The organism is Planktothrix prolifica NIVA-CYA 540 (assembly GCF_963864145.1).
GTDB lineage: Bacteria > Cyanobacteriota > Cyanobacteriia > Cyanobacteriales > Microcoleaceae > Planktothrix > Planktothrix agardhii.
Map to the genome: position 1 here is coordinate 3,875,365 of NZ_CAWLTW010000001.1, position 22,012 is coordinate 3,897,376.

Genomic DNA, 22,012 nt, shown 5'->3' on the forward strand with positions numbered 1-22,012 from the left:
CGATCGCTATATTCAAAAAAAATTGATGATTTTTTCGGTCAAATTCTCTCTAGTTTCTATCAAATAATTTGGAAATATTAAACATGAACGATTTTGATATTTATTGATAACAAAAGATAGCCATTATTTTTATTAAAATTCACATCTTTGACCCAATGTACTTGATTTTCAATTAACCAATGTGCTTTAATTTTTTCTGCAAATGTTTCGTCCATGACTAACATCTTTTTCTTCATATACTGTTAAAGGTTTTTCTGTTTTTGCTTATAAGTAATATTGCTAGTTAGCAGTGCCAAAATAATGATAGTCAACACTACCCATAAAGCAGACGGATTAGAACTTTTTAATAGTTTAGGACAACCCGGTTTATTAGTGGTGTATGATTCGCCAAATCCTACGCGAATTTTATCTGAGCGGGAAGTGTTTGCAGATATTTTCCATTTGTCCCACTATAGCGCTACGCACTAGGGAACACCGGAACACCGGAACACCGGATCAGTAAGCAGTGAATGAGTTTCAGGATTTAGAAGTGTCCTAACTTTAATGCGTAGCGCTATAGACTCCGACAAAATAACCCCCAAAAAATAATAGAGAGTCACAATCGATAACTCGATTGAATTGACTCTCTGTTTCCACCAGACTAACCAGAGGGAATAAAGGATTGCACCTAGTACGCTTATCAATATAGGGGACTCTCCTCTAGTCGTGCCTCTATCTATAGATAGAGATTAGCAGAAAAATCTTTAACAATCAAACGGTGTCTGGTTTGACCGGAATCTTGAGGGGAGTCAGGACTTACGCAGAATACCCAATTATACACCATCTGTAGGGGCTAACGGCCGTTCGCCCCTACTAGATATGGTTGTTTTGCGTAAGTCCTGGGAGTGCTGGGTCTGATACCTAATTGGTTTCTTCCTTCACCTTCTAACGATAAAATTCGGGTTTTAAATCCCTTTCCATTAAGGCTTCTACGGCTTTTTGGGGGGTGATTTGATGATTTAAAAGCTGATAAACTTGCCAGGAAATTGGTATGGGAATCTGTTCCCGATGGGCAATTTCAATTAAAACATTAGTAGTATTTACACCTTCAGCCGTACTTCCTAATTCCGTTAATACTTGTTCTAAGGTTTTGCCTTTTGCTAATCCATAACCTACCCGATAATTACGGCTTAAAGCGCTATTACAAGTGGTTAACATATCCCCCAAACCGGATAATCCAAAAAACGTTTCTGTTTTCCCCCCTAAATGGGTTCCAATTCTAATAATTTCGGTTAAGGCGCGAGTTAATAATGCCGATTTAGCATTAGTTCCTAACTGTAACCCATCGCAAACCCCCGCCGCGATCGCAATTACATTTTTTAGGGTTCCTCCTAATTCTGTTCCCATCGGATCGAAACTGGTATAAACCCGAAAGCGATTAGAAGCAAATACCTGTTGCACAATCTTTGCCGCCTCTAAATCTTCACTCGCTACCACCGTGGCGGCGGGTAAACCCTGTTCAATTTCTGCGGATAAATTCGGCCCAGATAAAACTACAATTGGATGGTCAGGAAACCCCATTCCCCAAAGTTGGGAAGGAGTTAGGGTACTATCAGGATCTAAACCTTTTGTAGCGGTGACAATCGGGATTTTATCGGGTAATTTTAGGGTTTGCAGTTGCTCGATGGTGGCGGTAACTCCTCTCATTGAAATTGCAGAAACTAAGACATCAATGGAGTCAATACTTTCGGCTAAGGAATTATCTAAACGCCGTGACCACAAATGGACGGTATGACCATTATAACGAGCTAATTGGGCGAGGGCTGAACCCCAAGCCCCCGCACCTAAAATGGCTAAAGTTAAGGGTTCATTTGATACTGAGGAGTCAGACATAATAGTAGAATCTTGAATCATAAAGCCCATCAGATTTTAAAAGGTTTGATTATAATATTGAATTCCATCAAAAATTCCTGTAACTCCAGGGAAATTACTATAATAAACATTCTTTAAGGGTTTGATTTTATCGAGTAATTTTAATTCGGAGTTTCCTACCGCAATACTTTTAATTCTGGTTTCAAATAAGGGTAAATCATTTAAGGAATCCCCAGATGTAATCACTTGATGGGAAGCAATTTTTAAGTAATTCATTAGTTTTAGCAACGTTGAACCTTTGGCAACGCCTTTGGGTAAAATATCTAAATATTTATCCGCCGAGGTAATACAATCAAATCCGGCATCTTGAATTTTTTTAATAATTCGGTCTTGATTTTGATCGGGTTTATAATAATAGGAAACTCGATATTTAGGGGATAGGGGTTGTAGGATTAATCCCGGTTCATCGACTAATATTTTGGTAGCAAATTCGCTAGAATTTCCCCAAATATCGGCAATCCAATTTTGGACTTCTGCCACGGGTGTTAAGGTTTTTCCCTCATAAACAGTTGTTCCTACATCCCCAATAATATAATCGGGTCGGGGAATGATTAGGTTTTTTTCTTCGTATAAACGCAGGGTCAATTCTAAACTTCTACCTGTGACAAAAATCAATAATAAGCGATCGCGTTTTGACTGCAAATAGTTATAAAATTTCTGTCGTTCCTGTAGAGAACCCCCTAAAAATGTCCCATCTAAATCCGTTGCTAAAACTAAAGTATTATTAGTGATCATGGTTCCGTTTTGAGTTATGCTGAGTTTACCTCCTGATCATATAGTAGTAAGCCCTTTAGGGCTATCTAAGTCCTTTTGTCCTTAAATTGATTATGGATATCAGTTTTTTAGCTAAGGGTTTAATCATTGGTTTTTCCATTGCCGCCCCCGTTGGGCCCATCGGGATTTTGTGTATTCGTCGTTGTTTGTCTCAAGGGTATTGGGCGGGATTTTTTACCGGATTGGGGGCCGCTACTGCTGATGCTTTATATGGCTTTATTGCGGGATTTGGATTGACCATCATTTCTAATTATTTGGTGAGTCAACAAATGGGATTAAAACTGATGGGTGGATTATTTTTATGTTATTTGGGATTTAAAATAGCCTTAGAAAAACCAACAGAAGAAGTGGCAAAAACATCGAAAAAAATGATAAGTGCTTACGCTTCAACCTTTTTTCTAACAATTACCAATCCCATCACTATTTTATCATTTATTGCTATTTTTGCTGGATTGGGTTTAGGCATAAAAAACAATTATTGGGATGCGGGAATCCTGGTTTTAGGAGTCTTTTTAGGATCGGGATTATGGTGGTTCATCTTAGTCAGTGGGGTTAGTTTATTTCAGAATAGAATTAACACTCATATTTTACAATGGATTAACCGGATTTCAGGAATTATAATTATTGGGTTTGGTTTAGCTGCATTATTAAGCCTGATGATAGGAGATTAAGTTATATAGGAATAATAGAAACTATTCAACTTTTAACTCTAAACTAGGTAAAAATTTCTTTAAATTCTGTAAAGATTTATCTTGCCAAGCCACTTCTTTAGATCCTAAAATAATTAATTGAATATTGGGTCTTTTGCGTAATCCCATGACAAATTTTGACAACAAACTAATCCCCGAACTATTAAGAAAAGATAGACTTCTCAAATTCAGCGTCATGATTGTAGGTTCCGTGGCGGTTACTTCTTCAAGTAAGTCTTTAATCGGTTTATATTCAACTGGCCCACCTAAACTGAGTTCTCCTTGAAAACAAATGGTTACGGATTCAGGATCGTATTGAACGATATGGTCTTCACCTTTAATTTCTTGTATTACCATGTTTTCTACCTCTATCTGATTCTGTAAATACATTAATTCTACACGGTTACTTGAGCCATTGTGGTCACTAAAACTAGAGTCACTTGATTGGAAATCGATTCAAATTTCCAACCCAGTTGAGCTTGATAATCATTAATCATCGTCAGTAAACCCAAACCGGAAGTATTATCACTGTCATCTTCTACACTCCGTTCAACTTGATGAAAATACAACTCATTGGGATCTTGATGCAATAATTCTTGAATAAAATCCTGAAACTTTTTTGCTCCTTCTAAATTAATTGAATTTGTGGCAAAAATAGCGGCGGTGACCGTATGTTCAGCTTCAATAAAGTGAATGCCAAATTTGATTTTAGATTTTACACTTTCATCATTAAATTTCATGGCATTTTCTAATAACTCATTGGCGACATAACTCACCGCTCCTTTACCCTCTTGAATCCTTTTTTCCCGGCTAGGGTTATCGGCATCCAAAGGTAAAAATGATGAGAAGTAATCAGCAACAAAATGGGCTGATAATCGATTATTGCGCCAGCGCTGTTTAATCGGTCGGGATGTGGGAGTAAAGGTCAACTCTAAAGAATCATGATCGGGAGGAAATTGGTGCAAAAACTCTCCAAAAATTTGGATCATAATAACTTAACCTTTAGTGGAACAAATCAGATTATAAAATAACAACTTCTCTATTATAGCATGATTTTGCTTGATAGAAACTAAAATTTGTATTATCTTAATAATGTCCAATGTCCGTTAGCGTTGCTTTAAAATCAATAGGGTAATATCATCAAGCTGTTGTTGTTCTCCCATAAATAGCTTAACATCCGCAATCACATCCTGCTTAACTTTCTCCGCCGAATTATCCCAACTTTTACCGACAACTTCACAAAGTCTTTCCAAACCATATTGAGCTTTTTTGATATTTCTAGCTTCGGTGATGCCATCGGTATAAAGAACAATAATATCTCCGACCTTTAACTCAATCATAACTTGACCAATAAATTCAGAAATATCTTCATCTAAACCAATGGGCAGGCCTAAATCTATAGTATTAATTCGTTCAACTTTTCCCCCATGACGCACCACTAATATTTCCTCATGTTGACCAGTAATACTCAGATGACCATTTTTATAATTTAAAATTGATAAAGTTAAATTTTTATCGGAATTCATTCTTTGAAGATTACGATAAATCGCTCGATTCAAAATATTTAAAAACTTCACTGGATCACGTTCTTGCATTTCCTTGAGAACCCGAACAGCAGCCTGGGTCATTACCATTAAAATTCCACTTTCTAATCCATGACCAGTAACATCTCCAATCCCAATAGTAACAACATCATTCATATATAAAACATCATAATAATCTCCTCCCACTTCATAAGCAGGTTCCATATAAACCGCAATTTCTAATCCTTCAATTAAAGCTAATTCTTCGGCTTTGGGTAGAATTAATTGCTGCATTCTTTTAAGTAAGTCTAGTTCACCACTCATCCGATAGTTATCGGCTTTTAACCGTTGATTTAAAACTAAAATTTGAGCATGGGCAGAGGCTAGTTCCGCCGTTCTTTCTATAACTTTTTGTTCTAAGTTTTCAAAGGAATCTTGAAGTTGATCCGCCATTTTATTAAAAGAATAAGCCAGTTGTCTCAGTTCAATAATCCGTCTGACTTTAACCGATTGATTCAAGTCCCCTGTGGAAATTTTTTGAGACGCTCGATTTAGGCTCAAAATCGGTTCCGTAATCCAATGGGCAATGACAATTCCCATACCCGTTGCGATCGCTAATGCCATTAAACATAATATAACAGTTCGGCGGGTATTCCGATCAATTTCTTTCATAAAATCCGACTCAGGAACAGCCACCACAATCAACCAATTTAAGCCAAATTGATCTTGCCAAGGATGCACCCGGACAAAAATATTTTCCCCATCTAATTGAAAATTGATACTCTGTTTATTTTGAATTTTACTCAAATCGCTAAATCGGTTTAGGAGATATTGACTCGATGCTTTAATTAAGGGATCACTGCTTTGAAAAGCACTCAACCGTTGAGCTTCTCCGTTAACTTTTAAATAGGGTTTTTCATGACTGGAACTGGCAACAATTAAACCATTGCGTTCCACAATAAAAATTTTACTCGAAGGAGTCACTTCTAACTGTTTTAAAAAATTACTAATTTGGGTTAAAATCAGATCAATTCCGATCACTCCTACTAATTTTTTTTGTTGATCATAGATAGGAGAACTAGAAGCAATAGAAATCACTTCCGGGCGATCGCCCCACTGATAAATTTCACTCCAAATCGGTTTTCCTGCCGCCACTGCATCACTATACCATTTATCTTCTTTGTAAAGATATTTTTCACGGGTAATTAGGGTTGTGGGATCACCTTGATCATTTAATAAATAACGGTTATAATAAAATTTATCCGTGGGTTTCATTAATTCTAAATAGAGTGTTCCATCATCTTCTCGACCAACTCCAAGAAACAGATTATCCACAGTACCCAAGTTAAAATAGCTCAGGGAAGGATAGACTTTCATCTGCTTCCAAAAATGGCGTCGAATACTGTCTAAATCTTGGAAATTTAACAATCCTAAATTGAGCAAATTAAGATTAACTTCATTCACCTGAATGGGCAATGCTAAATAATGATCTAACTTTTGACTAATGCGATCGCTAACCTCATTTTGGAGTTGATTTGCTAAATCATTAACCGCCCGTTGTCCATTTTGAAATGATAACCAACCCACTAATCCAACGGCGATAAAAATTTGGAAAACAAAGGGAAAAATCAGAAGATTTCTCAGGGAAATTTTTTTAAACAATGGTTTAAACGAAAGAAGGGGAAATTGATTTGACATAGGCTTTATTTATTTCCAATTGGGGAATATAAATCATCCTTTGTTGTTTGTTGTTTGTTGTTTGTTGTTGTGCTTTAGCACCATCTTCAGAGTGCGCTAAAGCGCAACAACGGGGGAATAAAATTTTACGTTGTTGTGCTTTAGCACCATCTTCAGAGTGCGCTGAAGCGCAACAACGGGGGAATAAAATTTTACGTTGTTGTGCTTTAGCACCATCTTCAGAGTGCGCTGAAGCGCAACAACGGGGTAACAACGGTGCAACAACAGGTTTTTAACAAATATCCCATTTTTGACCATAATCTCGCACAGGATATTCAACCCAACAATTTCTTAACCAGTCTCTCCCTTTTTCCTCTAAATATCTATGAACACTACTATTTTCCCAACTATAAGGAGAATCTGTAAAGCCATGTTTAACCGGGTTATAATGAATATAATTAATCACTTGATAATAGTGCTGGTCATTTCTAATGGCGCGATCGCTATAACAACACCATAATTTCCCTTTGACCTGATCTTCTAAATTCCATTGACGGGCTGTTCTTCCATGAATTAATCTTAACTGTTTACCTAACCATTCAAAATCAACAGTTGATGTTAAAATGTGATAATGATTGGGCAAAATCACCCAAGCTATAATTTCAATTTCTTCCTGAATTAATACTTCTGATAACTCCTGAAAAAGTTGTTGACGACGGGTGACATTATGCAAGCGATGTTGATGTTCATAGCAAGCGGCTGTTAACAGATAAAAAGGTTGATTTTCAATTAAATGGGGGGGACTATGGCGTGGATATCCCTTTTGTAAACGTTCTTCTATTAATTTTTGCTGTTGTTCAGGGTTAAGTTTACGATACTCGTACATTTTTCCTCCTGATTATCTATCGTAAAATTATTGTTAGGTTTTAGCCCAAAAAAATTAGTGCTTCACAACAATAGTTGGGTCATTCTATTATAAACTATGTTGTTGTGCTTCAGCACCATCTTCAGAGTGCGCTGAAGCGCAACAACGGCGCAACAACGGCGCAACAACGGCGCAACAACGGCGCAACAACATGGTTACTTCTTTTTGATGACTAATAAAGTAATATCATCAAATTGCTTTTTAACTGCTGCTTGAATCATCACCATTAAAATTCCGCTTTCTAGTCCGTGACCCGTGACATCTCCAATCCCAATTGTCACAACTCCATGGGTAGTTAAAACATCATAATAATCGCCCCCAATTTCATCGGCGGGTTCCATATATCCCACAATATCTAAATCTTGAATTTCCTCTAATTCATGAGGTTTAGGAAGAATTAATTGCTGCATTTCTCGTAAAATATCGAGTTCTGCACCCATGCGTAAATTTTCAGCTTTAAGTCGAGTATTTAAGCTACTAATTTCTTGATTCGCTTCCGCCAGTTGTCCGGTACGTTTTTTAACTTTTTCTTCTAAGGTATCAAAAGACTCTTTCAATTGTCCCGCCATCCAATTAAAAGAATTGGCTAAGGTTTCTAATTCTTTAATTCCTCCTACTTTTACCTGTTGATTTAATTCTCCTTTTGCCATTTTATGGGAAGCTTGATTGAGTCTGGAAATCGGTTTTGTAATCCAACGGGCAGTTAAAATTCCTATACCCGTAGCCCATCCCAAGGCAATTAAACACAACCCAATAGTAATTTGAGTATTGCGTTTAATTTCTGTCATAAAATCCGCTTCTGGAACCACAACCACAACTAACCAATTAATTCCCCGTCCGTCTTTAATCGGTAAAATTTGAGCGTAATACCATTGGCGATTTTGTTGAAATTTAACTTGTTCACTATTTTGAATTTCCACAAAACTACCAAACTTTTTCAGTAAAGCATTAGCTGTATTACGAATAGTGATATCTTCACTTTTATTAGCGGGAAAACGTTGGATTTTCGCATCCTCTCCTTTCCCTGTAATTTGAAAAGTTTTTTCAATCTTAGAACTGACAACTAAATCGCCAGAACGTTCGATAATAAAACTTTGTCCATGGGGACTAATATAAAGATTTTTTAAAAAATATGTAATTCTTAATAAAGTAATATTAATACATAGAACTCCTTGCAGATTTCTATCCTGATCAAATACTGGCCAAACCGCCGACATTCCTAATGCTGTATCTGTATTTTGACGAGAAAAGAAGGGATAAATGGAACTCCAGGTGGGTTTTTGAGCCTGTTTTGCCGCTTGATACCAAGGACGTTGACGGGGATCATATTCGGCTTGTTTTAAAAATTCAGCCCGGTTTCCCCATTCATCTAAACGGTAAACTTCACGCATCGGTTCAGTCTCCAAGGTACGAATTTTCAATTGAACTTGATTAGTTTCTAAATGTTCAACACCAATAAATTCCCCCTGTTCGTTTCCGTAGGAAAGATAACTTTCTAAATCTCCCTCAGCAACCACATTCCAGAAATACTGTTTTAACCCTTCAAAATCATTCAGATCTAATGTTCCAGCTTTGACATTATCTTCTGTAATTCGCAGAACTTGAAAGGATTTATTAAAATACTCTAAAACATGATTTTCAATCCGAACACTCACGCTTTCAATTAACTGTTGAGCTAAATTTTCAACCGCTTTTTGACCATTTTTAAAGGAAAAATAACCCACTAATCCTACGGCGATTGTAATTTGCAAAATAAACGGAAAAACCAAGGCTGTTTTTAATCGGATTTTGTAGAAAGATTGCAACCTAGAACGGGTTATGTCAGAGCAATTCATAAGTTTATCAAATGCTAGGTTTTAAATATTAAGTGTCATATATCGGGTATAACGTCGCGAAACTAACAAATTCCCAGGGGAAAACCGGAGTATACTAGAATCGTGAAACATTTTTGAATGATTTCTGCGTGGAACTCTCTTGCAAAAGTCAGTATGCCCTTCTCGCCCTGATGGAGTTGGCAACTCACTATGATGATCCAGAACCGAGGCAAGTCCGCCAAATTTCCGCCCAGCATAACATTCCTGATCGCTATCTTGAACAATTGCTGGCTACCTTGCGGCGCTGTGGCCTTGTTCGCAGTCAACGAGGCTCAAAAGGTGGATATTATCTGGGGAAGGAACCAGGGAAAATTACTCTGTTTGATGTGGTGAAGTGCTTAGAGGGATCAGATCCCGAAGCGTCTCCTCAAAATTCTTGCCCTAATACCGTTGAAGGTACGGTGATCTGGGAATTTTGGCAGGAAGCAGAGCAAATGGCGAATTCTGTATTACAAAAATACAGCTTAAAAGACCTTTGTGAACAAAGAGATGCCCGACAACAGAAGGATATCATGTATTACATCTGAAGGCTTAGGGATGAGTTCCTCAAACTATTTGTATCATTGTTGTTTATCTTCAAGTTAATTATGCGTATCGCCCATAACATTACGGAATTAGTCGGTAACACCCCCCTCGTCCAACTCAACCGGATTCCCAAGGCGGAAGGGTGTGTGGCTCAAATAGTGGTCAAATTAGAAGGCATGAACCCCTCGGCTTCGGTCAAGGATCGAATTGGGGTGAATATGATTAATGTTGCTGAAAAAGAAGGAATGATTACTCCGGGTAAGACGGTATTAGTCGAACCAACATCGGGTAATACTGGAATTGCCTTAGCAATGGTGGCCGCCGCTAGGGGCTATCGTTTAATTTTAACTATGCCCGAAACCATGAGTTCAGAACGGCGGGCAATGTTAAAAGCCTATGGTGCCGAATTGGAACTCACCCCCGGAATTGAAGGGATGAGTGGCTGTATCCGCCGGGCGCAGGAAATTGTGGATACCCTGCCCGATGCCTATATGTTGCAACAATTTCAGAATCCGGCCAACCCCCAAATTCACCGCAAAACCACCGCCGAGGAAATTTGGGCCGATACCGATGGCTCTGTAGATATTTTAATCTCTGGAGTGGGAACTGGAGGGACTTTAACCGGGATAGCTGAAGTCCTGAAACAACGCAAAACGGATTTTCAGGCGATCGCAGTAGAACCCGCCAATAGTCCAATTTTATCCGGGGGTAAACCTGGCCCCCATAAAATTCAAGGGATTGGGGCGGGGTTCGTTCCTCCGGTTTTGAATGTGGATATGATTGATGAAGTGATTCAAGTTACTGATGAAAATGCCATGATTTTTGGCCGTCGGATTTCCAGGGAAGAAGGGATTTTATCGGGAATTTCCACCGGGGCAGCCTTATATGCGGCTATTCAAGTGGGTAAACGTCCTGAAAATAAAGGAAAACTGATTGTTTTGATCCAGCCAAGTTTCGGTGAACGTTATTTGAGTACACCTTTATTTCAAGAGGGTTGACGGTTAATCGTCAAGAAATATTAACGGAAATCGTTAGAATTGATATATTAACAGAATCATGTTCTGAACTTCAGGGCTGATTCTGTTCCTGATCAACCCGCACCCGCATCTGTTATGTTAACTGGCCCAAAAGAGGAAACGGTACAACGCAATGGGGAAGTGAAACATCCCGTTCAGTTCTCGGAAGTTCCCCGACGGCGATGGAAACCTTGGATGATTGCAATTTTGGCTTCGGGACTATTGGCTATTCTGGCAACGGTTTATTTAGCCCGGAGTCGGAATCAAATTAAGCCCGATGCGATCGCGACCCTGACGGTTCCGGTGGAAGCGAAGGATTTAACGGTGAAAATTACCGCCAGTGGGGTAGTTCAACCCGTGCGCCGGGTAAACCTCAGTCCCAAAACCCAAGGGCGGTTAGCGCAATTATATGTGGAACAGGGGGATATTGTCCAAGCTGGGGATATTGTGGCGCGGATGGAAAGTGGCGAAATTGAAGCCCAACTGTTCCAAGCCCAAGCCCGTTTGGATCGGGTTAAAGCTAATTTAGACAAGCTGCAAACCGGAACCCGACCGGAGGAAATTGTTCAAGCTCAAGCTCGTTTAAACCAGGTTAAAGCTAATTTATCCCAACTACGATCGGGGACTCGTCCCGAAGAAGTAGCTCAAGGCGAAGCTCGTTTAAGAGAATCAGAATCTCGATTAAAAGATGCAAAATCGGGAAGTTTAAATGATGAAATTGATCAAGCAAAAGCTAGAATTAATGCCAACAAAGCCGAATTACAATTAGCGACGGAACGGGTACAACGCTATCAAAATTTAAAAGGAGAAGGGGCAATTTCTCAGGATCGATTAGATGAATATTTCCGCGATCAACGACGGTTAGAAGCATTACAAAATGAAGCGGAAAAACGCTTAGAACAATTACAACAAAGTCAGCGATCGCAAATTCAACAACGCCAAGCAAATGTCGAACAGGAACGTCAAGCCTTAAATCAACTAAAAAATGGCACTCGTTCAGAAGAAATTGCTCGTTCAGAAGCTGAAGTTGCTGAATCCCAAAGTAAATTGAATCAGTTAAAAAATGGCACTCGTTCAGAGGAAATTACCTCCGCAAAAGCGGAAGTTGCTGAAGCCGAAGGACAGGTAAAATTCTATCAAGTTCAAATCGAAGATACCAAAGTTCGCGCCCCGTTTTCGGGAATTATTACCCAACGTTATGCCGTTGAAGGTGCCTTTGTTACCCCAGCAACTTCAGCTTCCGAAGCCACTTCAGCCACTTCCACTTCTATTGTTGCTTTAGCCAAAGATATAGAAGTTTTAGCTAAAATTCCAGAGGCGGATATTGCTCAAATTAAACCTAATCAACCCGTTGAAATTATTGCCGACTCCTATCCCGATCAAGTATTTGAAGGTCGAGTTAATATTATTGCCCCCGAAGCGGTAAAAGAACGGGATGTTACGTTATTTCAAGCTCGAATTATTATCGAAACCGGAAAAGATCAACTTCAGTCGGGAATGAATGTTGATTTACGTTTTATTGGGGAGAAACTCAAACAAGCGTTAGTGGTTCCCACCGTTGCTATTGTAACAAATAAAGGTCAAGCGGGGGTGTTACTTCCCGATGCTAATAATAAGCCACAATTTCACCCCGTTACCGTTGGTTCCCAAATCGGTAATCAAATTCAAGTATTGAAAGGTTTACAAACTGGAGATCGGGTTTTTATTGAGTTACCCAAAGGACAAAAATTAGGTGATATTTTTAAGGAGAAAATGGATAACCCGTAGGGGCGGGTTCTGTAATATAGCAGGGAACACCGGAACAGCCCCCCCAAATCCCCCGTGCACAGGGGGCTAGGGGGGGAGGGAACACCGGGGGAAAATACTTCACCGTCTGGGTTCCAAGATCCGTCTGGTGTCCTAACTGCCTTAGCGGTTGCTATATACCTTGTTCCCCTTTCCGGTAATCATTGACTTTTTTCAGTTTCTCTAAGCGACCCAAATTTAAACCCAGGGGGATAGCGAGGCTCCCGACAAGAGAACAGACATTATAGCCATTTTGCCTGAGCCTTGCAGAAACCATCAAATAATTATTGATTTAATACCCCTAAAACCGTATCATGAATAATCCCATTACTAACAATAATACCCCGGTTATCTAACATCTTAGGATTAGAGGCAAAATCCAAAGGTTTACCAAACATATCACTCACCCGTCCCCCCGCTTCTTCTACTACAATTGCCCCCGCCGCATGATCCCAAATATTCTCCCGATAATTAGGGGTTTTAGGAGAGGGAAGTCGCAAATATAAAGCCGCTTTTCCAGACGCCACCGCCCCATATTTTGCCTGAGAATCCATCTTAACTGCTGGGGCAATAATTCCCACCGCTTTAGCCACAGCATCCTGGCGTTCAATATCACCATGACTGGCTTCAATACTACCTACAAATCGCAGATTTTCCATATCATTTTCCGGTACAACTTGAATCGGAATTTCTTCCCCCGTGGCTACTATTATCATCGTTGCACCCTGTCCCCTAACCGCCACAAATAGAGCCCCAGGTTGATGATTTTCCACCGGATAAGCTGGGCATCCCATCACCCCAACTTTCACCTCTCCATCCTCAATTAAAGCCAAGGCGATCGCATATTGATCCTGTCTTAAAAAGCCCTTTGTACCATCAATTGGGTCTAATGTCCAAAACCTTTTTTCAACCTTGCCATTCCCTTGATTAATCCAGTTTATAATTTGTTCTGAAGTAGCATCAGGAATAATTTCCTGTACATATTCAGTAATTTTTGCTAAATTTTCCGCCATTTCTGGAGTTTGTAATTCCGTGGCATCTTCTTCCCCGACAACGGGATCATTAGGGAATACTTCTGCTAAAGCTTTACAAATAATAGCTTGAGAACCATAATCAGCCACGGTGACAGGACTTTTATCATTTTTCTCCATAGCTTGGGGAATATTTTCCCGCACTCTTTCACACAGTTTCCAAGCACTTAATGTGGCTGTAATCGCAATTTCTTTTTCTTTTTCGTAGGACATAAAAACTCCAATAATGGGGATCACAGATTTAAAAGGATTTCACGGATTTCACGGATTTTAATCTGCGTTAATCTGCGTAATCTTCTTAAATCCGTGTTTATTATTTTAAACAATAAAAGGTTAAAGCACAATTGCCGTAGGTTTTTTCTCGACAGATTTCTAGGTCTGTAATTGGTTGAATCTGCCAACGATGGGTATGGTGTTCTACGGCAATTTCTCCGTGATCAGATAGAAGTTGATATTGAGATATGGCTTCTAATACAGGTTGATAAAGATTGCTATTATAGGGCGGATCAAAATAAATACAATCAAATTTTTGCCCCGATAATATCTTTAATTTTCCTAAAATATCTCCCCGAATTACTTGAATTTGTTGGGAAGAATCCGCCATTGTTTGCCAATTTTCTTGAATAACTTTACAGGCTTTCCCGTGTTGTTCAATCCCGATCACAACCGCCGCCCCCCGACATAATGCCTCGGCCCCCATTGACCCACTACCCGTACATAAATCTAACCAGCAACAGCCTTTTATTTTACCCTGCCAAATATTAAAAACCGCTTCCCTGACCCTAGCTAATGTGGGTCTGGTTTCTTCTCCGGGTAAGGTTTTTAAGAGGCGGTTTCCATAGATTCTTAAACTCAAAAATTTATTCCTCCAATCAATAATAAACTGGGTTTATATTATACAGAAACTTGGTTTCTCATCTCAATGGTTTGAGGTTTACCCTGAACTAATTCAACAAAATTATCCAATATTTTTAACCCGGCGTTAGAGGATTTTTCCGGGTGAAATTGTACCGCCATCACGTTATCTTTTGCGATCGCAGCCGTGATAATTTGACTTCCATGTTGAATGGTAGCGGCGGTTAAATTCCTATCAGTTGGATCAACATAATAGGAATGCACAAAATATACCCAAGGTTGGGAACCAATGGTTTTCCATAATGGTAAATCAGGTTGAATTAAAGATAGTTGATTCCAACCAATATGGGGTATAGTTAACCCAGGTTCGGACTGAAAACGTCGGACTGTTCCAGGGAATATTCCTAAGCCTTTTTCTTGACCTTCTTCTGAAGATTCAAACAGAATTTGTAACCCTAAACAAATCCCTAAAAAGGGAATACCGGAAGCAATTACATCTTGAATTGGTTCGACTAAATTGCGCGATCGCAAATGTTGCATCGCGGGGTCAAAGGAACCCACCCCAGGTAATACAACCGCATCAGCATTTTTAATAATTGTAGCTGAGTCAGTTACTTGAGGTGTTACCCCGGCTTTTTCTAAGCCTTTACAAACGGAGTGCAAATTCCCCATATCATAGTCAATTACCGCGATCACAGACATTGATTTATTTCCTTATCCTGTGGTTTGAAACTATTTTAATTTTACCATTTTTTCTGCTTTGTTAAAATATTTTTTTGTAAGATGATCCCCCCTAACCCCCATTAATAAGGGGGATTTAGGGGGATCTCAACTAAGATTTAGAAACCAATAAAGTTGTAGATGCACTGCGGCCAAATTGTTCGGGAGTATGTTGTAATTTCGCTTCCGCACCCGGCCATAAATATTCCCCTGGAGTAACAGCACGAACTAAATAATGTAGTTGATAAATACCCGGTTCTAAGCGATCGCTATAGGCAGTAATTCGGTCATTATGAACCGTTTGATAGTCAATTTGCCAACTACTTTTTTGAGCTTCTACTGCTAAATTACTGGTTTTAAAACTAGCATTAATAGCTTCAAATCCAGCCGGAAGTGGATCGGTAATCATTACTTGATTAACGGGACGGTCAGTAATAATATCTAAACCGATATCAAACACTTGTCCGGGTGTCACCTTGAGCAGATCTTTAGGGGAATTAAGGTCAATTGTCTGTAGAACTTTATCCTCATTTGCTGGGCGAATTGTGCGGGTAATTCTTAACCCATTTAAACGTCCGGGTTGATTTCCTTCTAAACGATATCGATAGGCGACCCAATAATTTAATTTACCTTGATTAGACGGTTCTAAAATCAAATTATTTTCGCCTTTTGGTAATTCCGACATAGGTATATTCAAACTAAAATTATAATCTTTATACCCTTTGAATTGAGTTTCTTTTAATTTTTGATCTCCTAAATTAATCGCCACATTAAAGTTAGGTGGTGTAGCTTCAGTTTGACTGTATGCAGTTAAAGCTGTTAACGCCTGGGCATTATCATAACTGCCTCCCCAGGTTCCATCTCGACGCAGATTTAATAAACTTTCCACTAGCTTATCAACGGTGGCAGATTGGGGATTTTTAGTTAACAATAAACGTAACCCTTGGGATTGAATCGTTGTATCAGAATTCAACCAACTATAACCTTGAGGTAAGTTCAGAGTTGCTGTTCTTCCGGTTACATAAATCTGTTTTTGCACTTGCTCAAATAGACGATTATACTCCTGTTTCCATTGGGGAAATTGAGATAAATATTGTACAAATTTAATCTGGGTAACTTGATCAAATTTATCAAAATTTTGCAAGATATCATCTAAGAAATCACTGCGTTTTTCTCCCAGAGCATCTAAAGCAATTAAGGCATTTAAACGGATTTGATTTTTGCAAACTTCATCGGTACAAAAATCATATTTTAGGGGATCATTTACTCCTTGAGTTAGATAGGTTTTGAGAGATTTAATTAACTCAGAATTAACCGAAAATCCAGCATTTTGAGCTTGAGCTAAGGCTTCCCCAGTATAAGCAGAAAGGAAAGGACTAGAGACTATTGAACCAGGATAGGCTGTAATTCCACCGTCTTCTAGTTGCAGTGTTTTAATATCTGTTAAAGCGGTTTTAGCCCGTTCAGGTAACTGCAAATTACTGAAATTTTGACCGTATTTTTTACCCAAAATCTGCATATTAGCAGCAATAATTAATTCACTAACAGCAGGTTCGAGAAACGGCCATTTTTCTCGATTAAATACCTGTTGAGCGGAAGCAGTTAGTTGGGGAATTAGGGTACTCGCTAAATTAATATCTAATCCTCCGAAATCGGGAACTACTTTTTTACTGATATTCAGGGGAATTGTGACAGTATTGGTTGTCCGTCCTGACTCAATTACTTGTTCATTTACGTCAAAAGTTTTAACAGTTAAAGGCACTTCAAACCCATCGGATTTACCGTTAAATTCCGTGGTAAATTGAACTTGAGCCTCCCCCGCTTGTTTAACTAAAATTGGAAAGCGATAGGCATTTGTTCCCGCTTCTGCGTTGGTTTTTAAGGTTTGTTGATTGGCGTTTCCAGGGGAAAATTGAATCCCACCGTTAACAGTTCCAGTAATATTTAATTTGCCCTTTTCTTCGGTTAAATTTGTAATAGATAATCCGGCTAAAATGCGATCGCCAGGACGGGCAAATTGTGGTAAAATGGGGTTAGAAATTAATGCTTGAGTGGTCATAAATGTAGTTTCAGCCGACCCAAATTTTTGACTCCCATCCGTTGCTATTACCATCACTCGCCAGGTAGTTAAATCATCAGGAAGTTTAAAATTAACCGTGGCTTTTCCTTGATTATCGGTAACAATTGAACCATTATAAAATGCTAGGGCTTGAAAGTTTTTACGAATTCGAGGATTAGCTGTAGCAGTAGACAAACCGCCTCCATAACCCCAACCTTTTTCTAAAGCAGAGGCTAATTGATTTAAAATAACCGCCGGACGATTATCACTAAATCTTGTGGAAATTGGTTGTTCCGCATAGACGGTTTCTATTAAATTCGGAGGTCGATAATTATTGAGTTGTAAAACTGAATCATTGACCACCATCACGGTGAATTGTCCGCGAATAGGTTGATTTTTGGTATCAGTTAAAGTTAGGTCTAAGGTCTGTTGGGAACCAGGTTCTAGTTTGGCTTGTTGGGGATTAACTTGGACTTGCAAATATTGATCTTCTAGGTTAATTTTAAAGGGCGTAAATCCAATTTTAGCTAAATTTTCTAAACTCCCAGGTTCGAGTTCGGAAATCGGTTTTCCTTGTCGAACTAATACCGCTTCAACTGCCGCATTTGGTAACATTTCCGGGGTGACTTGAAACTGAATTTCTGGCGCACCACCTTTAACTTTAATTAGCTTTTCATAAAGGGGTTTATCCCGTACTACGGCAAAATATAATTCTGCTTCTGGATAGGGAGATTGAATTAAAGCCGTTGCAGTTTCTCCGGGTTTATAAGTAGTTTTATTCAGTTTAATTATTAATTGTTCTTCATCTCCTCCCCAATAAACTAACCCACTTCCTGTCACCCAAATTTGTAAATCCGTGGCGGTAATTTCATTATTCCCATCGCTAAAATTAGCACGAATGCGATAGGAACCGGACTCTGGGGCGGTTAAATCAACCTTTTGTTCCTTTTGACCCGACTTAATATCAACTTGAGCAACGGTTTGATATTGAATTTGATTTTTAGGGGTTCGCGCTCCTTCAACAACCCGCGTCACTTGGCTATAATCCATTTTTTGCAGTTGCAAATTTACCCCAATATTTTCCAGGGGTTTTCCTTGAATATCAGTGACAATCATATCAATGGGAAATGCCTTACCCGCTTCGGCAATAAATGGTGTTTTTAACCCAATAAAACGGTCACTGGGAAGGGCGGTAAAGGATTCAGAATTGGCAACGGATAAGTTAGAAATATCCGTAACTTCCACATCAACCCGATAGGTCATGGGATAGGGTAAATCCTTATCAACGGTGATGGTTTTACTCCCCTGACCTTGTGCATTTAACTGTTGATTTTCTTGCAATACACTATCAGAAACATTGGGTTTTTCTTCCGGCCAAAACCATTGACGACCAAAGGAATAATTTTCCCATGCTTTCGGAATAAAATCCGTTCCATTCCGAGTAACATAATATTTAGCAGCACCGTCGGCTACGGGAGCCCCAAACAGATATTCACTCTGAGCATTTGCCGTAATAGTTTCTCCAATTTTGGCGAATTTTTGATCTAAATTTAGGGATACTTTAAAATTAGGTGGTTTAAATTCAGCAACACGGAATTCACCTAAAAGTTCTACCCCATTTTTGTCTTTTGCATGAATAATATAATTTCCCAAAGGTTGGTTAGATTCTAAGGAAAATTCTACAGAAAACGTCGCAAATTCATTGCTTTTATATTCTCCTAATGCTTGCTTTTGTTTTTTGGGATTTTCCAAAGTCACCGTATAATTTTGATTCTTATTCGGTTTTAACGTACCATTTTCTAGGGAATAGGCGACACCAGTTAAGGCAACTTTTTCCCCTGGTTGATACAGTTGACGGTCTGAAAAAATCACGCCCCGGGATAGGGTTTGTTTATCTTCCCAATTGGCATCAATTCCATATCCATATTCTCCACTATAGGATAATGTGCGAGTAAATGCCCAATCTTTGCCTTCTTTAGCAATCACTAATAATTCCGGTGCTTTGGCAAATCTTTCCCCCTGCATACATTGTTTTAACTGTTGAGAATTTAACCATAATATGCCTTGATTATTGGTAATTCCCTTTGCACAAGTTTGAGGTTTAGGATGGGATTTAGCATCGAGTTTAGAGAGATAAATTTCAACGGTTGCTCCTGCAACAATGGAGCCATTATCTAAGTGATTAACCCGCACCATTCCTGACTCTGGAAACCATTGGGCAAAAACGCCTAAATTAGTTAATTGTACCAGTCCATTAAATTCTGGTTCACCCCATTTTTTTTCACCTTCTTGTTGATAACGGGTGGTTTTTGCCTTGACTCCGTAGGCTAACATTCCCGTATTTCCTCCTAATTTATCTTTTAAATTAATTGAGGTTTCTTGAATGTTATTTTTCGGGGTGGGAACAGCAAAATTTGTCCATTTTTCCTGGGGAAGTAATAGATTTTTTCTTCCTTCATCTCTCGAATAAGCCGTATCGGTATAAACTAAATCCGTGGGTTGCACCACTTTATAAGCGGCTTGATATTTGGATTCTGGTAAATTTAAAGTAGAAATATTCAGTTCTAAATTTTGTTGAGAGGGGAAAATATTTAATCCCGAAGGTACGGAAATATCTGGGGTTAAATCTCCAGTTTTATAACTAACAGTAACTGGTTTTCCTAATTTCTGGTTAAATGTATCTTCGACTTCTGCACCAATCGTAATAGTATAATTGGTTTGGGGTTCTAAAGCCCAAGGATTGATGGTAACTCGCTCATAATCATTATAGGCTTGAATGACTTTAATATCGGGTTTAGGGGCAGGTTTAATGGTAATATTTTTTAGGGCTGATTCGGCAATAATTCCATTATTAAATTGCAGTTGAGGATTTCCAGTTACAAATCGTCCTGATGTTCCTTCTTCGGAAGCTTTACCCTGAAGTTCTAAACTGACAAATTTTAAATTATCATAGGTTTGAATCTGGCTAGAAATCTCAACTTGGGTTTCTAAATTTCCTTGAACTGGACGTAAGCCAGGTGTGATTTTAAGTTGATATTTAGTAGCAGATTGTAATGGTTGTTTGGTAGTAACAATATATTCTGGATTTTGAGTTGCCGAATTGAATCTTTTTAAAGGTTCAACGGGGTTTTTATTGTCTTCTGATTGGGCAATTTTAACTTCGACAGGAATTGCTTTATTGGTTTTTTGAGAAATTAGTTGTAAGTGTTCTGTTAAAGAGGCTAAATCTAATTCTACGTTGGAATTAAATTTGAGTTCGGGATTTAATCCTATGGGATTATCTGGAGAACCGGGTTGTTCTTCACTTCCGGGTAAATTAGATAATTTAATCGGTTCGGTGGCAAATGTCCAACTAATATCCTGGTCTAATTTATTTTGGTTTAAATCGGCTAATCCTTGTTTTATAGTAACTTGTAAGCGGGTAGCTAAGGGTAGGGCTTTATCGGCTTGAAACCCTATCATTCTAGGTGTTAAAAATCGAAATTCGCCAGGTATTTTTGGGGTAATTTCAAAATTATTCAGGAGTTTTTTTTGTCCTGAACTATCTAAACTTTCTAGGGGAATTAAAGGACTTTTAAAAATAACATGAATTTGACTTAATTCTGGACTTTCACCGATAGGATTAATTGTTTCAATCCATTCAGGAATTTGAGGTTTGGGTAAGTCAGCAATCATCGGGATGACTTCGCTAACGGGGGAATTACTGATAATTCGGCATCCCACCAAGGTTAATATAAATAGAAAAACGAAGACAAACTGCTTGCGAATCAAGCGAAATCGGCTAGAATTTATCATCGGATTCGGTTATGATAGTTTCTTATGTAATAACAGATATTCTAATCAAAATCCCAGAATATTCCAGAAGATTTAATTTTAGTTTATGTTTGGGCTTCAAAAATGGGAAAAAACCTGAATCTCTCATCAGTTTTGTAACAAAAATTAACTTTAACTAGAGATGAGTTTGTTCATCATGACAGTTAATTCTAATATTCCTTATTATATAATAGAACAAATCTCCATTACCCATTACCCATTACCCATATTACTATGGAAACAAATATTCTGACTTTACCGCCGATTTTAAAATTAAAGCTGGATTTAACCTCAGAACAATTTTGGCAATTGTGTCAAGAAAATCATGATTTTAGATTTGAACGCACGAACTCAGGAGAGTTAATTATTATGCCACCAACTGGAGGAAATACAGGAAAACGGAATGTTAAAATTACCACTCAAATTGATTTATGGAATTCAAAAACCCGTTTAGGTGAAGTTTTTGATTCTAATACAGGTTTTACCCTTCCTAATGGTGCTGACCGCGCCCCTGATGCTTCCTGGGTAAGTCGAGAACGTTGGGAATCTTTAACACCCGAACAACAGGATAAATTTGTGCCTTTGTGTCCTGATTTTGTGGTGGAATTAATGTCTCCGAGTGATAGTTTAGAAAAAACTCGTCAAAAAATGCAAGAATATCAGGATAATGGGGCAAGATTAGGTTGGTTAATTAATCGTAAACAGCAACAAATTGAAGTTTATCGTTTACATCAAGATGTGGAAATCTTGGAACATCCTAATCAAGTTTCAGGCGAGGATATTTTACCAGGTTTTGTGTTAGATTTAACTTCGATTTGGTAAGCTATTAATTATT

19 protein-coding genes are annotated in these 22,012 nt (G+C 38.5%); 7 read left to right on the forward strand and 12 right to left on the reverse strand.

What is annotated here, in order from left to right:
* Positions 1 to 77: 77 nt before the first annotated feature.
* Positions 78 to 215, reverse strand: coding sequence for a hypothetical protein (locus AC559H_RS16980; RefSeq protein WP_158442131.1), 138 nt, complete (start codon positions 213 to 215; stop codon positions 78 to 80).
* An 85-nt stretch (positions 216 to 300) separates the two neighbouring features.
* Between AC559H_RS16980 and AC559H_RS16985 the strand changes: the two genes are divergently transcribed.
* Positions 301 to 468, forward strand: coding sequence for a DUF3616 domain-containing protein (locus tag AC559H_RS16985; protein WP_144018136.1), 168 nt, complete (start codon positions 301 to 303; stop codon positions 466 to 468).
* A 456-nt stretch (positions 469 to 924) separates the two neighbouring features.
* Here AC559H_RS16985 and AC559H_RS16990 read toward each other — a convergent pair whose 3' ends face one another.
* Positions 925 to 1,872, reverse strand: a complete 948-nt coding sequence (locus AC559H_RS16990; protein WP_026798557.1) for an NAD(P)H-dependent glycerol-3-phosphate dehydrogenase — start codon at positions 1,870 to 1,872, stop codon at positions 925 to 927.
* 36 nt (positions 1,873 to 1,908) lie between these two features.
* The gene (locus AC559H_RS16995; RefSeq protein ID WP_026798558.1) at positions 1,909 to 2,646 is read right to left on the reverse strand and encodes an HAD-IIB family hydrolase; all 738 of its coding nucleotides are present in this window, start codon (positions 2,644 to 2,646) and stop codon (positions 1,909 to 1,911) included.
* 92 nt (positions 2,647 to 2,738) lie between these two features.
* On the opposite strand from AC559H_RS16995, the gene AC559H_RS17000 reads away from it, so the two are divergent.
* A complete protein-coding gene (locus tag AC559H_RS17000) occupies positions 2,739 to 3,356 on the forward strand; it encodes a LysE family translocator (RefSeq protein WP_026795506.1) in 618 nt (205 codons plus the stop codon).
* A 21-nt stretch (positions 3,357 to 3,377) separates the two neighbouring features.
* Here AC559H_RS17000 and AC559H_RS17005 read toward each other — a convergent pair whose 3' ends face one another.
* From AC559H_RS17005 to AC559H_RS17015, 3 genes are all read right to left on the reverse strand, one after another.
* Positions 3,378 to 3,731 (reverse strand): slr1659 superfamily regulator, encoded by a 354-nt coding sequence (locus AC559H_RS17005; protein ID WP_026787665.1) that lies wholly within the window; start codon positions 3,729 to 3,731, stop codon positions 3,378 to 3,380.
* Between the two features lie 38 nt (positions 3,732 to 3,769).
* Positions 3,770 to 4,363 carry a slr1658 family protein gene (locus tag AC559H_RS17010; RefSeq protein WP_026787666.1) on the reverse strand — a complete coding sequence of 198 codons (594 nt, stop codon included), beginning with the start codon at positions 4,361 to 4,363 and terminating at the stop codon, positions 3,770 to 3,772.
* 117 nt (positions 4,364 to 4,480) lie between these two features.
* Positions 4,481 to 6,595, reverse strand: coding sequence for a SpoIIE family protein phosphatase (locus AC559H_RS17015; protein WP_026798559.1), 2,115 nt, complete (start codon positions 6,593 to 6,595; stop codon positions 4,481 to 4,483).
* Positions 6,596 to 6,642: 47 nt separating this feature from the next.
* On the opposite strand from AC559H_RS17015, the gene AC559H_RS17020 reads away from it, so the two are divergent.
* Positions 6,643 to 6,870, forward strand: coding sequence for a hypothetical protein (locus AC559H_RS17020; protein WP_148292260.1), 228 nt, complete (start codon positions 6,643 to 6,645; stop codon positions 6,868 to 6,870).
* On the opposite strand, the gene AC559H_RS17025 is transcribed toward AC559H_RS17020, so the two are convergent.
* The gene (locus tag AC559H_RS17025) at positions 6,867 to 7,460 is read right to left on the reverse strand and encodes an REP-associated tyrosine transposase (RefSeq protein WP_026787669.1); all 594 of its coding nucleotides are present in this window, start codon (positions 7,458 to 7,460) and stop codon (positions 6,867 to 6,869) included. The genes AC559H_RS17020 and AC559H_RS17025 overlap by 4 nt on opposite strands.
* A 194-nt stretch (positions 7,461 to 7,654) precedes the next feature.
* Positions 7,655 to 9,334 (reverse strand): HAMP domain-containing protein, encoded by a 1,680-nt coding sequence (locus AC559H_RS17030; protein WP_081694815.1) that lies wholly within the window; start codon positions 9,332 to 9,334, stop codon positions 7,655 to 7,657.
* Between the two features lie 128 nt (positions 9,335 to 9,462).
* Here AC559H_RS17030 and AC559H_RS17035 point away from each other — a divergent pair, with 128 nt between their 5' ends.
* The 3 genes from AC559H_RS17035 to AC559H_RS17045 all read left to right on the forward strand — a co-directional run bounded on the left by AC559H_RS17035 (position 9,463) and on the right by AC559H_RS17045 (position 12,681).
* Positions 9,463 to 9,900: an RrF2 family transcriptional regulator gene (locus AC559H_RS17035; protein ID WP_026787671.1), complete on the forward strand. Its 438-nt coding sequence runs from the start codon at positions 9,463 to 9,465 to the stop codon at positions 9,898 to 9,900.
* 60 nt (positions 9,901 to 9,960) lie between these two features.
* Positions 9,961 to 10,896 carry a cysteine synthase A gene (cysK, locus tag AC559H_RS17040; RefSeq protein ID WP_026795504.1) on the forward strand — a complete coding sequence of 312 codons (936 nt, stop codon included), beginning with the start codon at positions 9,961 to 9,963 and terminating at the stop codon, positions 10,894 to 10,896.
* Between the two features lie 114 nt (positions 10,897 to 11,010).
* Entirely contained in the window at positions 11,011 to 12,681 is a 1,671-nt protein-coding gene (locus tag AC559H_RS17045; protein WP_026795503.1) for an efflux RND transporter periplasmic adaptor subunit, read from the forward strand.
* A 302-nt stretch (positions 12,682 to 12,983) separates the two neighbouring features.
* On the opposite strand, the gene AC559H_RS17050 is transcribed toward AC559H_RS17045, so the two are convergent.
* From AC559H_RS17050 to AC559H_RS17065, 4 genes are all read right to left on the reverse strand, one after another.
* Positions 12,984 to 13,943 carry a 3'(2'),5'-bisphosphate nucleotidase gene (locus AC559H_RS17050; RefSeq protein ID WP_026795502.1) on the reverse strand — a complete coding sequence of 320 codons (960 nt, stop codon included), beginning with the start codon at positions 13,941 to 13,943 and terminating at the stop codon, positions 12,984 to 12,986.
* 100 nt (positions 13,944 to 14,043) lie between these two features.
* Positions 14,044 to 14,586: a 16S rRNA (guanine(966)-N(2))-methyltransferase RsmD gene (gene rsmD / locus AC559H_RS17055; protein WP_026787675.1), complete on the reverse strand. Its 543-nt coding sequence runs from the start codon at positions 14,584 to 14,586 to the stop codon at positions 14,044 to 14,046.
* A 38-nt stretch (positions 14,587 to 14,624) separates the two neighbouring features.
* Positions 14,625 to 15,287, reverse strand: a complete 663-nt coding sequence (gene hisH / locus AC559H_RS17060) for an imidazole glycerol phosphate synthase subunit HisH (protein WP_026795501.1) — start codon at positions 15,285 to 15,287, stop codon at positions 14,625 to 14,627.
* 130 nt (positions 15,288 to 15,417) lie between these two features.
* Positions 15,418 to 21,159 carry an alpha-2-macroglobulin family protein gene (locus tag AC559H_RS17065; protein ID WP_026795500.1) on the reverse strand — a complete coding sequence of 1,914 codons (5,742 nt, stop codon included), beginning with the start codon at positions 21,157 to 21,159 and terminating at the stop codon, positions 15,418 to 15,420.
* Positions 21,160 to 21,411: 252 nt separating this feature from the next.
* On the opposite strand from AC559H_RS17065, the gene AC559H_RS17070 reads away from it, so the two are divergent.
* Positions 21,412 to 21,999 carry a Uma2 family endonuclease gene (locus tag AC559H_RS17070; RefSeq protein WP_026787678.1) on the forward strand — a complete coding sequence of 196 codons (588 nt, stop codon included), beginning with the start codon at positions 21,412 to 21,414 and terminating at the stop codon, positions 21,997 to 21,999.
* The last annotated feature ends 13 nt before the right edge of the window (positions 22,000 to 22,012 follow it).

Excerpts from the sequence above, each read along its gene's own strand:
- AC559H_RS16980 (WP_158442131.1), bottom strand. The coding sequence starts at position 215 with ATGGACGAAACATTTGCAGAAAAAATTAAAGCACATTGGTTAATTGAA.
- AC559H_RS17010 (WP_026787666.1), bottom strand. The coding sequence starts at position 4,363 with ATGATCCAAATTTTTGGAGAGTTTTTGCACCAATTTCCTCCCGATCAT.
- AC559H_RS17015 (WP_026798559.1), bottom strand. The coding sequence starts at position 6,595 with ATGTCAAATCAATTTCCCCTTCTTTCGTTTAAACCATTGTTTAAAAAA.
- AC559H_RS16995 (WP_026798558.1), bottom strand. The coding sequence starts at position 2,646 with ATGATCACTAATAATACTTTAGTTTTAGCAACGGATTTAGATGGGACA.
- cysK (WP_026795504.1), top strand. The coding sequence starts at position 9,961 with ATGCGTATCGCCCATAACATTACGGAATTAGTCGGTAACACCCCCCTC.
- hisH (WP_026795501.1), bottom strand. The coding sequence starts at position 15,287 with ATGTCTGTGATCGCGGTAATTGACTATGATATGGGGAATTTGCACTCC.
- AC559H_RS17070 (WP_026787678.1), top strand. The coding sequence starts at position 21,412 with ATGGAAACAAATATTCTGACTTTACCGCCGATTTTAAAATTAAAGCTG.
- AC559H_RS16985 (WP_144018136.1), top strand. The coding sequence starts at position 301 with ATGATAGTCAACACTACCCATAAAGCAGACGGATTAGAACTTTTTAAT.
- AC559H_RS17045 (WP_026795503.1), top strand. The coding sequence starts at position 11,011 with ATGTTAACTGGCCCAAAAGAGGAAACGGTACAACGCAATGGGGAAGTG.
- AC559H_RS17005 (WP_026787665.1), bottom strand. The coding sequence starts at position 3,731 with ATGGTAATACAAGAAATTAAAGGTGAAGACCATATCGTTCAATACGAT.
- AC559H_RS16990 (WP_026798557.1), bottom strand. The coding sequence starts at position 1,872 with ATGTCTGACTCCTCAGTATCAAATGAACCCTTAACTTTAGCCATTTTA.
- AC559H_RS17025 (WP_026787669.1), bottom strand. The coding sequence starts at position 7,460 with ATGTACGAGTATCGTAAACTTAACCCTGAACAACAGCAAAAATTAATA.
- AC559H_RS17050 (WP_026795502.1), bottom strand. The coding sequence starts at position 13,943 with ATGTCCTACGAAAAAGAAAAAGAAATTGCGATTACAGCCACATTAAGT.
- AC559H_RS17000 (WP_026795506.1), top strand. The coding sequence starts at position 2,739 with ATGGATATCAGTTTTTTAGCTAAGGGTTTAATCATTGGTTTTTCCATT.
- AC559H_RS17065 (WP_026795500.1), bottom strand. The coding sequence starts at position 21,159 with ATGATAAATTCTAGCCGATTTCGCTTGATTCGCAAGCAGTTTGTCTTC.
- AC559H_RS17030 (WP_081694815.1), bottom strand. The coding sequence starts at position 9,334 with ATGAATTGCTCTGACATAACCCGTTCTAGGTTGCAATCTTTCTACAAA.